14 protein-coding genes are annotated in these 13,494 nt (G+C 46.4%); 11 read left to right on the top strand and 3 right to left on the bottom strand.

The features are described from left to right. Positions 1 to 111: 111 nt before the first annotated feature. The 9 genes from AC58UX_RS25870 (at position 112) to AC58UX_RS25830 (ending at position 10,097) form a co-directional block, all read left to right on the top strand. Positions 112 to 267 carry a hypothetical protein gene (locus tag AC58UX_RS25870; RefSeq protein ID WP_497258099.1) on the top strand — a complete coding sequence of 52 codons (156 nt, stop codon included), beginning with the start codon at positions 112 to 114 and terminating at the stop codon, positions 265 to 267. A 55-nt stretch (positions 268 to 322) separates the two neighbouring features. Further along, a complete protein-coding gene (locus AC58UX_RS25865; protein WP_497258097.1) occupies positions 323 to 751 on the top strand; it encodes a hypothetical protein in 429 nt (142 codons plus the stop codon). Between the two features lie 41 nt (positions 752 to 792). After that, positions 793 to 1,941: a transglutaminase domain-containing protein gene (locus AC58UX_RS25860; RefSeq protein ID WP_497258095.1), complete on the top strand. Its 1,149-nt coding sequence runs from the start codon at positions 793 to 795 to the stop codon at positions 1,939 to 1,941. Between the two features lie 10 nt (positions 1,942 to 1,951). Continuing rightward, on the top strand, positions 1,952 to 2,671 hold the full coding sequence (locus AC58UX_RS25855; RefSeq protein WP_497258093.1) for an HAD-IA family hydrolase: 720 nt from the start codon (positions 1,952 to 1,954) through the stop codon (positions 2,669 to 2,671). Positions 2,672 to 2,704: 33 nt separating this feature from the next. After that, positions 2,705 to 4,768, top strand: a complete 2,064-nt coding sequence (locus tag AC58UX_RS25850; RefSeq protein WP_497258091.1) for a peptidoglycan D,D-transpeptidase FtsI family protein — start codon at positions 2,705 to 2,707, stop codon at positions 4,766 to 4,768. 389 nt (positions 4,769 to 5,157) lie between these two features. Further along, on the top strand, positions 5,158 to 7,032 hold the full coding sequence (gene asnB, locus AC58UX_RS25845) for an asparagine synthase (glutamine-hydrolyzing) (protein WP_497258089.1): 1,875 nt from the start codon (positions 5,158 to 5,160) through the stop codon (positions 7,030 to 7,032). A gap of 43 nt (positions 7,033 to 7,075) precedes the next feature. After that, complete coding sequence (locus AC58UX_RS25840) at positions 7,076 to 7,813, top strand: Cof-type HAD-IIB family hydrolase (protein ID WP_497258087.1); 738 nt, start codon at positions 7,076 to 7,078, stop codon at positions 7,811 to 7,813. Between the two features lie 63 nt (positions 7,814 to 7,876). Further along, a complete protein-coding gene (locus AC58UX_RS25835) occupies positions 7,877 to 8,356 on the top strand; it encodes a DUF456 domain-containing protein (RefSeq protein ID WP_497258085.1) in 480 nt (159 codons plus the stop codon). A 46-nt stretch (positions 8,357 to 8,402) separates the two neighbouring features. Further along, complete coding sequence (locus AC58UX_RS25830) at positions 8,403 to 10,097, top strand: putative polysaccharide biosynthesis protein (RefSeq protein ID WP_497258083.1); 1,695 nt, start codon at positions 8,403 to 8,405, stop codon at positions 10,095 to 10,097. A 12-nt stretch (positions 10,098 to 10,109) separates the two neighbouring features. On the opposite strand, the gene AC58UX_RS25825 is transcribed toward AC58UX_RS25830, so the two are convergent. Then, on the bottom strand, positions 10,110 to 11,411 hold the full coding sequence (locus tag AC58UX_RS25825) for a DUF2515 domain-containing protein (RefSeq protein ID WP_497258081.1): 1,302 nt from the start codon (positions 11,409 to 11,411) through the stop codon (positions 10,110 to 10,112). Positions 11,412 to 11,575: 164 nt separating this feature from the next. Between AC58UX_RS25825 and AC58UX_RS25820 the strand changes: the two genes are divergently transcribed. Next, positions 11,576 to 11,938 (top strand): DUF4183 domain-containing protein, encoded by a 363-nt coding sequence (locus AC58UX_RS25820; protein ID WP_497258079.1) that lies wholly within the window; start codon positions 11,576 to 11,578, stop codon positions 11,936 to 11,938. A gap of 5 nt (positions 11,939 to 11,943) precedes the next feature. Beyond that, positions 11,944 to 12,369: a DUF4183 domain-containing protein gene (locus tag AC58UX_RS25815; protein WP_497258077.1), complete on the top strand. Its 426-nt coding sequence runs from the start codon at positions 11,944 to 11,946 to the stop codon at positions 12,367 to 12,369. A 56-nt stretch (positions 12,370 to 12,425) separates the two neighbouring features. Here AC58UX_RS25815 and AC58UX_RS25810 read toward each other — a convergent pair whose 3' ends face one another. Next, positions 12,426 to 12,620, bottom strand: coding sequence for a type II toxin-antitoxin system antitoxin (locus AC58UX_RS25810; protein WP_497258075.1), 195 nt, complete (start codon positions 12,618 to 12,620; stop codon positions 12,426 to 12,428). 12 nt (positions 12,621 to 12,632) lie between these two features. After that, complete coding sequence (locus tag AC58UX_RS25805; RefSeq protein ID WP_497258073.1) at positions 12,633 to 13,472, bottom strand: SPFH domain-containing protein; 840 nt, start codon at positions 13,470 to 13,472, stop codon at positions 12,633 to 12,635. Between the last annotated feature and the right edge of the window lie 22 nt (positions 13,473 to 13,494).

The raw sequence follows: 13,494 nt of genomic DNA, 5'->3' as shown, positions 1-13,494 counted from the left end.
GGTTTTACCACCTCAATCGTTTATTTTCTCTATTCTTAAGTTTTACGCCGCTCGTCCCACGGATATGACCTTCAGGGGCAAATGACACAATTTCGTTGGACAGGAGGAATCATGGACCCTATTGTTTTTATACTATTGGCGGGTGTTGGTATTTTTCTTGTTTTTCGCCTGAGACAATCCTTTCAAAAAACAAGGAAAAACATTGATAAAACGAAAGAAATCGAGCAGAAGCTAGCACAGTTAAGGAAAAAAAGAGATGAAGATTAAGGAGTCCATGTAGTATGATAGGAAGGGACTTTTGGATAATGAGGAGGGGTTAAAAATGGATCAATGGATTACATTTGCACAGGATCGTTGGTATTTACTTGTAGGGGCTATTATCGTTCTTTTCATTGTGATTGGGATTGTCAAAACCGTAGTGAAATGGATAGTTGTCCTTGCCATTGTTGGGGCACTTATTGTTTATGGCGCTAACTATAAGGATAAAATAAAGGATATTGGGGCAAGTGTTGTTACCCAAGTCGGCGATGAGGTGAAGGATAAAGCAGTCAGTGCTTTAACTTCGGAGGCCAAAGAAGCGAAATTTAAGGCAAATGCCGACGGTTCCTTTTTAATTACGACGAAAAGTTTACAGGTGACGGGTAAACCAGGATCAGACGAGGTTCAAGTTACCTTTCTCAGAAAAACATTTAAAATGAATGCCAATGCTGCTGTGACTGCGTTCATCGAGCAAGCAAAGAAAAATGCCTAGCCCTTAGCTGGATTAGCCTATTAAAAGGAAGGTGAGCACACATGACGGATAGCTCGTGGCTTTCATCCACTTCAATCAATCTCATATCCATCCTGATCGTGCTCACGATTGCAGCTTCGGTGCTGCAGGGTTTCTTCCGTGGCGGATCCGGTTCTGCCAGGCATTTCGTTGCGATGTTGGTTGAAGCTATACTGGCGATCGTATCCATGTTTATTGCGTGGAAAGGTGTGCAGCTGATCTCACCGTGGATGCAAACGTGGTTGAAGGACCAGAACCTGCAAATTCCAACGGTTGAAATTAGCGTGCTGAAACAAGCGTACTATACCGCTATCACTAGCTTGCGAGATTTCCCGCTACTTCGTTTTGGTGTTTTATTTATCCTTGGTTATGTCATCATCAAACAACTATTGAATCGCTTGGTTGACGTCTTGTTGGGGCGTTGGCTGGCAGAACGATATAATGTTCCCGATAGAAAGCATTCCATATTGAGCTCTATTTCAGGCGGAGCCATTGGTTCCGTAGCTGGATTTGTCCGAGCGCTGATCCTGATCGCGATTTTGTTCATCTATGTCTCCCTGTTTCCTCATTCGATGGTCACCCCTTATATTGAATCCTCGCAAATGTATCAAAAAGGAGCTCATGAAGTCATATCACCCTTCACTGGTGATTTTATAGCGGAAAAAGCGCCTGTTTTCACACGTGCGGTTGAGCAGGAATTCACGAATATTTTACAGCGGAAATATGAAGTTTTAGATGCGAAAATTTCAGGCAACATTGCAGATGCCGCCAAAGAAATTACGGCAAATGCGAAGACGGATGAAGAGAAGGCCAAGCTGCTGTACAGCTGGGTAGGAACCAGAGTCCAGTACGATTGGGACAAAGTGAAATTATATGAAGAGCAGCGGATTTGGAAGGAACAAACGCCGGAGGACACGTTCAATACCAAAGAAGGCGTATGTATAGATTATTCAAGGTTATATGCACAAATGGCCAGATCCATTGGACTTGACGTGAAGGTCGTCACAGGGCTAGGGTATGATGGACAGGGTGGATACGGTCCTCATGCATGGAATGAAGTGTATCTCAGAGAAACCAATAAGTGGGTGCCTCTGGATTCTACATGGGTAGCAAGCGGAGCTAATTGGTTCAATCCGCCGAATTTTGATCAAACACATGTGAGAGACGTTTAGAGGAGAAGATATGCGAAAAGATTTAACCTCATACAAGATGATATACTTAGATGCAGGTGACACATTAGTAACCATCCCTGCAGCACAAACGATTCTAAAGCAGTACTTGCAATTACGCTCCGTTGACCGAGATGAAGCTCATATTCATGAACTTTTTACAGAGGCATTTCGTCTATTTTATTATGTGGAAAAAAAAGATAACTTCGTGGTGTGCAGTCCAGAGTCAGATCGTGAATTCTGGGTTAACCTATATCACTATGTGCTGAATAAGCTTGGCATCCATGAGGAATGGACAGAGGAAGAGATTTTCAACTGCTGTCACGAGCTATATGAAATTTACACGGCACCTGAGTATTATGATTTATTTGATGATGTGAAACCATTTCTGGAAGAACTGCAAGCACAAGGCTACCGAATTGGTATTATTTCGAATTTTGCTCCCACGTTGAAAGCCATTTTGGCGGACAAAGGGGTATTGCATTATTTTGACCCCGTTCTCGTATCAACGGAAGTTGGCTTGGAAAAGCCTGACCCTGCTATTTTTCAGCTCGCTTTGCAGATGGCAGACGTTGATGCAACGGATGTGTTGTATGTTGGGGATCATGAGACCAACGATGTTTGGGCCCCTAACCAAGTAGGAATCGATGCTGTTCGTATCATCCGGTACCCGTATCACACAGGAGATGGAATTCGTTCCCTGCTCGAATTGATTCAGGCGCCTGCCGGCTAGGTACGACCCAAGAAAGAAAGGATATGAACGTGCATGAAGTCATCCGTCATGGATGATCCGAAGAAAAAAGAAATTACACAAAAACGGCACTTTTCGTTTCGGATCAATATATTTTTCTTCGTTACCTTTTTATTGTTTTCCGTGCTAATTGTTAGATTAGCGATTCTTCAATTTGTTCAAGCCAAGGATCTCAAGGCTGCAGAGAATACCAATACGAATCAAACCAACAAGATCGCCCCGATCCGCGGGAATATTTATGATTCAACGAAATCTCCGCTGGCGTATACGATTCCTGTACAGTCCTTATTTTTCCGTATTGAACCAGGCCAGCAGGATAAGGATGCCATCATTAATTTAGCGCATCGTCTCAAAACTGATGTTTTTGACAAATTTGCCAAACCGAATACAGTCAGTCCTACCCCTGAGGAAATCGTGCTTGCGATGGATCTGGGCTACGACATTAATAAGAATAAAGTTAAAGATCCGAGTTATTACTATGTGCCGCGCCGCATTAAAGCGGATTTATCCAATGGAGAGATTGCTTATTTGCTTGAGCACCGCGATGAATTTAAGTGGCTTGAAGTGACCGAGGAAAGTATCCGTACCTATGAATTGGACGATGACGGGAAGTCGACAATTGCTACACAATTGGTCGGGTATACGAATGCTTTTTCAACGCAAACAGCGAAAGAAATTTATAAGGATAATCCAAATAGCGATGAATATTTAAGCAATGAGAATGTCGGCTTCGATGGGATCGAGCGGATGTATCAGGATGAGCTGCGCGGCAAGAATGGCAGTAAGAAATATCCGGTAAATGCCGCGATGAAAATCATTGGAAGAGCAGAAGTCACAGCTCCTATTAAGGGAAATAACCTGTACCTTTCAATCAATAAGGACATTCAGAAGACGACTGAGAAATTCATTCAAGATCATATTCAATATTTACGTAGTCCTACGCATGCCAATGATCTCTATATGAAAACGGGCATGAAGGCCACATCTGGCTTCGCGGTTGCGATGGAAGTAGATACAGGTCGTATTGTCACAATGGCTAACTATCCGGATTATGATGCCAATGTGTGGACGGGTGGGATTTCGCCAAGTATTTATAAGGACATCAGTACCTTCATTTCGAATGGAACGATTATGACGGCAAAAGCGAAGTTCCCAGATGAGAAAGAAAATGCGAAGCATCCTTCTTCGATTGTTTTCATGGGCTCTACGATTAAACCGTTGTCGGTGTTAATTGGTTTGAAGGAAAAGTTCTTTACAGCAGGGCAGACGTATTATGATTCTGGTTCATTCAGCTTTGGTAAGGATGGGAATAGTACGATCTCTAACTCAGGCAAAACCGCATATGGCCCATTAAATGCAGCGGGGGCGATCGAGCATTCCTCCAATACGTATATGTCTGCGATGGTGGGTATCCCTTTTTGGAATAAATTCGGGAGGGAGAACGCGAATGTGACAGCCAAATGGGCCGAGTATCTGGCCAAGTTTGGGATGGGTGTGAAGACGGGAAGCGGACTGCCAGGTGAATTCGCGGGTTCCAATGACTTTATCGCGAATGCTAAGAAAGATAGTTACCAATCCGCGATGGTTTACGCATCTTGGGGTCAGAATGAGAAGACGACAACGCTGCAGCTTGCGCAATATACAGCAACACTTGCCAGCCGTGGTAAACGGATGAAACCACTGTTTGTCGATGAAATAAGAGATTATCAAGGTGAATTAGTGAAAAAGGTTGAGCCAGAGATTCTCGAGGATTTCTCGAAGGAATTCGCTCAAGCCGATTGGAATACCATTATTCATGGGATGAAAAGTGGTGCCGAAGGCATTGAAGAGCTGCCGTTTAATGTGGCGCGTAAGACAGGAACTTCGACACAGGTCGTTGCCGGCGGATCGGTAGAAAATGCGGTGCTTATCGCCTTCGCTCCTGTGGAGAATCCGAAACTGGCTGTGGCAGTCGTCGTGCCTGAAGGTGGATTTGGACGCTACGGGGCATCTCCGATTGCAGCGAAAATCTTCCAAGCGTATGACGCCGCGAATGATGGTATTTTAACGAAGCTTGGCGGCGGGAAGAGGCCGTGGTAATAGAGAAGAGAGCTTGCTGCGGCGGGCTCTTTTTTTGTGCGGTAAATTGCGGGGAACCTAACCATCACGGCCTATCTTGTCCTATTTTTTAGCTGTAATCACCAGTTCATAGATGGCAGCATATCCTATTTCAAGGGGGAGAATCCTTCTTCACCCTAAATGTTGCCTCAGGTCAACTTTTGTGGATGCAGGAAAGGTGGTCGAACTTCATGAAAAAAAGACGGTTGTCTGCTTCTTTAAAGCGACTTATCATTTCCATCATTTTTCTATAGGATGCAGCGATTTTCGTACACTCATGGTATTTCCAGAATGATGGGCTGATATGGTATACTATGATATCAGTTGTCAAAGAGAAAGATTGATGAGAGTACGGAGGAGTGAGTCTCACCATGTGTGGTATTGCGGGTGTAATGTATTTTGAAGATAGAGAACCAAGTGAGGCTAGCTTAAAGCAAATGACGGATGTGATCGTCCATCGGGGGCCTAATGATGTCGGCTTCTGGACAGAGAATCGCATTGGCTTGGGCTTTAGAAGACTGTCTATTATCGATATTCAAGAAGGCCATCAGCCATTAACGAATGAGGATGAAACCGTTTGGATTATTTTCAACGGCGAAATTTATAACTACAAAGAACTGAGAACGATGTTGAAAGAGCGCGGACATATTTTCCGCACGCAGAGTGACACAGAAGTTATCGTCCATCTGTATGAGGAATTCGGCGAGGATTGCGTGAAGCACTTGCGCGGTATGTTCGGTTTTGTCATTTGGGATCGTAAGAAAAAGCAGCTGTTCGGTGCGAGAGACCACTTCGGCATTAAGCCTTTTTACTATCATGTGAGTGACCGCCAATTTGTGTTCGGCTCCGAAATTAAGAGCTTGTTGATGGCGGAAGGCATGAATCGGTTGATCCATACGGACAGCTTGCTGAACTATTTGACCTTTCAATATGTGCCAGAGCCGCATACGATGTTCGAGGGCATCTATAAGCTGCCACCTGCGCATTCAATTAAAATCACGTTTGAAGGCAAAATGACCCTACATAAGTATTGGGATCCGATGTTCGAACCGGAAGAGAAGCCTTTCGATTATTATGTGGAACAAATTCGTGAGGGGTTAAAAGAATCAGTCAAGCTCCACATGGTCAGTGATGTGGATCGTGGCTGCTTCCTATCGAGCGGGATCGACTCGACGGCGATTGCTACGCATATGCGGAACATTGAACCGATCCGCACATTCTCCGTTGGCTTTGAAGGCGCCAACAACGAGACGCCAATCGCCGCTCAGACCGCTGCGACGCTCGGGACAAAGCATTTCGACAAAATCATCACGCAGGATGATTTCTTCGCAACGATGCCGAAGGCGATCTGGCACCAGGACGAGCCTGTCGCCGATCCTTCGGCCATTGCCCTCTACCACGTCGCGCAGCTTGCGCGCGAGCAGGTAACGGTTGTGCTGTCCGGCGAAGGCGCGGACGAGCTGTTCGGCGGCTATCGCATTTATCGCGAGCCGCAGTCGCTCAAACCTCTGGATCAGCTGCCTACATCCGTGAAGCGCATGCTGAACCGCTTCGCTCGTATTCTGCCAAGCGGCGTGAAGGGCCGCAACTATGTGCTGCGGGGGACGACACCGCTGGAAGAACGCTTCCTCGGGAACGCCAAAATCTTCTCCGAAGATATGAAGGCGGAAGTGTTGCGCCTTGATAGCGAGATGCTGCGCGCCTATAAGAATCCCGTGCAAATTGCCGGTGATTACTACAACAAGACGAAGCATTTGGATCCAGTAAGTCGGATGCAATACATCGATATGAATCTGTGGATGCCTGGCGATATTTTGATGAAAGCGGACAAAATGACGATGGCACATTCCCTGGAGCTGCGCGTTCCTTTCTTGGATAAAGAGCTGTTTGAAGTGGCTCGCCGCATTCCGGCCAAATATCGTATTGCCAATGGCACAACGAAGTACATTTTCCGTAAAGCGATGGAAGGAATTATTCCGGATCCGATTCTGAATCGTCCGAAATTAGGCTTCCCTGTTCCACTTCGCGATTGGATGAAAGGCTCCATGGGCGATATGGTCATGGAACAAATTAAGTCCAGCGGAATCGAAGACTATATAGATATTGCGGCAGTGGAGAAAATGCTTCACAAGCATCGTAATGGTCAAGGGGACTACGCAAGACGGTTATGGACGCTTTATATTTTTGCACTGTGGCACAAAACATTTATGGAAGAACTGCCGAAGAAAGTACTAACTGCTTACTAAATCAACTACGCAAAATGCGACAGACAGATGGGGGCTAACGAGGATGGGGAACTATAAATTAATTGCAATCGACATGGATGGAACATTGTTGGATGAGGAGAAAAAAATATCTGCGGAGAATCTAGCAGCAATTAGAGAAGCTACATCACAAGGGAAAGTTGTCATCATGTCCACAGGTCGCGGTACGATAAGTGCCGGACCTTATATTGAGGAGTTAGGGCTTTCAACCCCTCTTGTCGCAGTTAATGGCAGTGAAGTATGGTCTTCACCGGGTAATTTGCTGAAACGAACGTTAGTTCCTGTTGAAACGATCCGTGAGCTGTTTCAACTCGCTGTGGATCATGACTGCTGGTGGTGGGCTTATTCGGTAAACGGTGTGTTTAATCGTGAAGATGGAGCATTAAATTTGGACGAGCATGAATGGCTTAAATTCGGATTCTTCACAGAAAATGCAGAAAAGTTGCAACACATTCGTGAAGTAGTGACGAGCTGGGGGACACTTGAAATCACGAATTCTCATCCGTCAAACCTAGAGATGAATCCGCTCGGCATCAGCAAAGCAACGGGTGTCGAAGCCGTTTGTGATCTACTAGGTATCTCGATGTCCGAGGTGATTGCGATGGGGGATAGTCAAAATGATATCGCCATGATCCGCGAAGCAGGACTGGGTGTAGCCATGGGGAATGCGCAAGAAGAAGTAAAGAAAATTGCAGATATTACGACAGTAACGAATAACGAGCATGCAGTGGCACAAGTTATTCGTAAATACATGCTTGCTTAATCAACGCACTCATTCTTAACGTATGGCATAGCGGTTTATGTTGAATGGAGGAAGTAACTGATCATGATCACCTTAGGTTGGATTGTCGTTATTCTTTTATTTGTCATAGGAATGGTCGGGGCTGTGTATCCGATATTACCAGGCGTATTAGCCATTTATGCTGCTTATTTCATCTACGGCTGGCTGATTAGCTGGGAGCCCTTTGGCTTCTGGTTCTGGTTGATTCAAACCCTAGTCGTCATTATTATTATCGTGGCGGATTATGCGGTTAGTGCGTTAGGTGTCAAAAAGTTTGGCGGCTCCAAAGCAGCGGTCATAGGCAGTACAATTGGACTGATCATTGGCCCTTTCGTGATTCCAGCTTTCGGGATCATCTTGGGACCGTTCATTGGTGCCGTAGTGGGGGAATTGATTGCCGGATCTTCTTGGCAAAATGCTGTACGCACAGGAATCGGGTCTGTACTTGGTTTTTTTGCAAGCTCGGTGGTAAAAATTGTTTTGCAGCTTGGCATGATTATCATTTTCTTCCTCTGGGTCTTTTGAGGTAAAGAAGTTCGTATGAAAACTGAAAGAGAGAGAAGGAACGGACTTGACGAAGGTAACCAAAGATTCCCTTGTAAAAGGGACGCTCATTCTCACCGTGGCCGCGCTTGTAGCGCGGTTTCTCGGCGTTTTCCAGCGAATACCGCTGGTGCATTTGCTTCACGAAAAAGGAATGGGCAGCTATTCCATTGCTTTTAACTTGTATTCGATCCTGCTCGTTGTCGCAACGGCGGGTATTCCGAGTGCATTAAGTAAAATGGTTGCGGAGAAGAACGCCATCGGTCGTCCACAGGAGGCACAAAGGATTTATCGAGCCGCGATTTGGTTCGCTGTCATTGCTGGGGTGGGGATGACGGTATTGTTATATGCCTTCGCGCCGATTTATGCCGAGCACATCTCTCACGGTGGGCCGGATGCTACGTTAGCTACAAGAGCAATCGCACCAGCGATGCTGTTCTTCCCGCTCATCGCAATTATGCGGGGGTATTTCCAAGGCAGACAGCATATGATGCCTAACGGGATTTCGCAGGTAGTGGAACAAATTTTCCGCTTAATTACGTCGATTGCTTTGGCATATTTCTTGCTCAACATTTCCCTTGGCTGGGGTGTAGCCGGCGCTTCCTTCGGTGGGGTTGTCGGGGGTATTGCTGCTCTAGCAGTGATGCTGTATTATGCGATGAAGCTGAAGCGAAACGATGCGCTAACGCGCCAGTCAGCGGCATCCGCATCGCAAGCCGCGGCAGAGCAGATCGGGGCTACGCGATCAGAGGATCTGCCAGTTGAGCTTACGAGATACCGGGATATTTATCGCAGTTTACTTAAACTTTCCATTCCGATCGTCGTGTTCTCGGTCACGGTTACGCTCGTGTATGCTATCGATACATCAATGATTATTCCATTGCTTGAGGGTTCGATCGGAGCCGTGGAAGCCCTAGGTTTAGTGGGGATTATCGGCGGACGGGCGCAATCGCTTGCGGGAATTCCTATTATTTTGGCTATCGCATTGAGTCAATCGGTTGTCCCGATTATATCGGCTGCCTACTCGCGCAAAGATTTCAAGCAGGTTGGACAGCAGACGACACGTGTGCTGCAGCTGGCTATTCTTTCAGGACTACCTGCGGTGCTTATGATCTGTATTGCGGCTAGACCACTCGACTTCTTCTTATTCGGTCTTGAGGATTCCGCCTATGGCATTGCGCATGGACCTGCTATGATTTCCTTGCTGACAGCGGGGGCGATGTTCCAGATCGTGATGCAGACCTCAGGAGCCGTGCTCATGGGCATGGGGCGGATGAAGCCCTTGATGGTTCACGTAGCTGTCGGCATCGCGATCAAGCTGCTTGGCAGCTTCGTGCTGGGGCAGTTGTTCGGTATTTATGGCATCATCATCTCAACGGGACTATGCTTCATCGCGATGTCGTGGCTGAATCTTCGTTCGCTGCGTAAAGAAATTACGTTTACGATTCTTGGACGTCGTTTTGTCGGGTTGATCATTACGATTGTTGTCATCGGAGTTCTTGGCTTTGCAGCAGAATGGCTGACGCACACGTATGTGCTGCCATCGCCGTGGTTCCGCTTGAATCAAGGCATCCAAGCGGTGCTGATATGCGGCTTTACCGTGGCCTTGTATCCGATCATGCTCATGGTAACCCGTGTGGTGACGAAGGATGATGTGAAAAGCTTCCCTTCACCAGTTCAGAAGCTCATCGGGAAAGCAAGTCGAGTATTGAAACGTTCTTAGTTTGTATTAAGTTCAAGGGATGAGTTTCTTAATCGCTTGAGCGCCAACGACAGCTAATTCAATCTTGCTTAGTCCAAGGCACATATCTTGGGTCAAATCGTAAGCACCGGGAACGGTGATCGATTGTAAATGCTTCAAAGGTTCCTTTCCGTGCGTGAACCAATCACCACGCTCTACCGGTGCAAGCGGCCTATCGGGCCACGCCGAGCGAAGCGGTGGACTATAGAACGGCGCTGCCCCTTTCTTAAGGCTGTAGCCATCGAGCCTCTCCTGATACTTGAGATCAGGAGGGGTTTTTCGTATTGGCGCGAAGAGATGCGGCCAATAATCGGAACGCGAACCTGTATGTGACGTTGCTGATGCGAAGGCCAAAGCGCCTTGAAGCACACCTGGTGCCCTAAATAGGATGCCATACAAGCTTTTACCGAATGCAATGCGCTCGGTCAGATCTGTGAAATCCTCAAGAATGAGGCCAGCCAGGCGCGGTTGAGGGGGATTAATTGAAGCGGATCGAAAAGGGAATCCGACCTGATTAAGCTGCAGCCAGGCTTGCGTTTTGAACTGAGGCGTATCTAGGACAGTTTGCTTGTAGTAAGGATTTTGAACAACTCGGTCTTCAATGTAATGCTGCTCATTCACAATCAGCCCAATCGTGAGGATGGCAGGGTCTTGATACTGCCAGAAATCGTGCCAGATTGGCAGCATCCACGTGGATATATGCAAATGCGGAAGTAAATGAAATAAGCTTACTCGCCTCCGTTTACTTTCGGCATATAGCAGTAATTGCGGGTATGCGTCTTGGAAAATAAGCGCATTTGCACGCTCGAGGAAGGCAAATACTTGCTCAGCAGTTTCGCTGTTCAACAGGTGTGGCAGAAGCTCGCCGCGTAAATCCGTCATACACCAGCCGCCGTTGCGAGAAACCATGTGAGCTAATAACGCCCAATGCAGCTCAGGATAGTCGCGATAGCAAGCCCAATAGGCATTGGTGCGTGTCACATTGTTGCGGTTCTCTACTTGGGTTTGAGCGACGATTCGATCCAGAATCTGTTGTTCTAACGAAGTGGGTGCGGGAAATGTGACACCTCCTTGCTGCAAAGCCAGTTGTTGGTCGAGCCCCTTTTTTATTCTGGTGGCCGCTATGGGAGGGACATTAATGCTGAGAGGCGTTGCCTCGTGATGAGTTAGCTCTGGAGAAGCGATCCACTTCGTCGTCTGTTGCTTAACAAGCTGAGCAATCGCGCCGGGCAATCCCCTCATTTTTTCATAAAAACCCTTACTTTCCTTGAATTCAGGTGGAAGATTCCCTTTCATCGTGACCTCCTTACCAGTGAGAAATCCATCTTTCTATTATTTGCATGATAGCTTCGAGGTATGTCTGTTCTTATGCAATAAATGGGGAGTAGTACCGAGACGAAAATCCAATTTAAGGAAGCTTTTCTCGCATACCATATCTTATTGGAAGAGAGGTTAGTGGGGTGATTCACATCCGAATACGAGATTCAGTAGAAACGAAGGTCCGTAAACCAAAGAAAAAAAAAGAACGGGTACTTAAAGCCAAATATATTTCGAAAACATATTTCTATTACGCAATTTCAGATGGAGACAAGCGTAGCTATACAGAGGACGATCGGATCAGAGGCTATGGTGCGCAATCCATTCCTGACCCCAAGTCTGTTACATTCACTCAGGTGTTCGTCAATGGCGTTCTCCAGCCAAGCACGCTTTATCATATATGTAAGGGTTCTTTAACATTAACTTCGAAGGATGTTCCAGAAAAAGGTGTCCCCATCATCGTACAATGTATTCGCATAATGAAGCGAAGATCGGGAAGGGGGTGATTTAGATGGCAGCTTCACTTATTAAACTTTTTGTTTCAGCTACGGCTTCCGCTCCAACAGCAACTGGTGGAACTGTGACAACAACGGTAGACCCGGCTGTTACAAGATTTAATGCAGTGCTTACTAGTGGTATGATTGGTGGCGCGGTAACAACCATTCCTGCAGATGATTTTTTCGATGATAATGGAGATCCAGTTGATGTTGACTCACTACCAGCCGTGCCTACTAACGGATATATCAATGTATACGTCAATGGTGTGCTGCAAGAAGCCGCTCTTTCGACTTTAACAACAGCACAATTGGTGCTAGCCACGATTTTAGCGGTTGCTGGCACGCCTGTCGTTCTCGAAGTCGCTGATTTCTCCAACACAGATTCCACGATTACCGTAGAACCTACTATTTCTGCACCTACGATTACGGTCACAACGTAAAGAAAAAGAAAAAAACATCTTACAGGCGAAATGAAGCCATGTAAGATGTTTTTTTGTCAATTGTCCAACTCTTCATACGATGGCTGTGCCACGGCACTTGATTTGGGGAGTCGTCCCGAACGGAGGAGCGCTTCGCGGAGTAAATATTCAATGTGTCCGTTAACACTTCGGAACTCATCCTCAGCCCACTGCTCTAGCGCTTGATGCAGCTTGGGATCTAGTCGAAGCGGGAAATTTTTCTTGGGAGCCATACCATGGCTCCGTTAGTACAACGATCCGGTATTAATGACCGGAGACGCTGAACGATCAGATACAATCGCCACGAGCAGATTGTTAATCATGGCAGCTTTGCGCTCCTCGTCAAGCTGCACACCATTGGCTTCTAATTGCTCGACAGCCATTTGAACCATGCCAACGGCTCCTTCTACAATGATGGAACGTGCGGATAAAATGGCAGAGGCTTGCTGGCGCTGCAGCATCGCACTGGCAATCTCGGTGGAGTAAGCCAGGTGAGTCAGACGGGACTCAATCACCTCAACACCTGCGACGGAAAGACGATGTTGAAGCTCTGTGCTGAGCTCAGCCGCAACCTCATCGGCATTGCCTCTAAGTGAGTAGCCTTCCGTTTCATAGCGGTCATATGGATATTTGCTGGCTACATGACGCAGCGCAGTCTCGCTTTGAATTTCAACGAATTTCTCATAGCTATCGACATCGAACAAGGCTTTATACGTATCAACGACTTTAAATACGATCACAGCGGCAATTTCAATCGGATTCCCATCGATATCATTCACTTTTAATTTGACACTGTTAAAATTGCGAACACGCAGCGATATTTTCTTGTGTGAAGAGAAGGGAACCACGAACCAAAAACCGCTTTTGCGAATCGTCCCTAGATAGCTACCGAAAAAAGTAATGACCGCGGCTTGATTCGGCTGAACGACTGTCATTGTTGTCAGCGAGATAATGCTAAGTACGATCAATATAATCCCAATAAGAAAGTTCTCTTGTGTGAAACTGTAAATGCCTAATCCAAGAGCGGCGAAAAATAAGAGTAAGCCAATAAAGCCATTAATTGACCCTGCTTTAATTTCTTTCATGCATGTATTGCCTCCCTTTAGC

Source organism: Paenibacillus sp. J22P90 (assembly GCF_059692195.1).
Note: the sequence above shows the minus strand (reverse complement) of the source record. Positions and strands in the feature narration are given on the sequence as shown.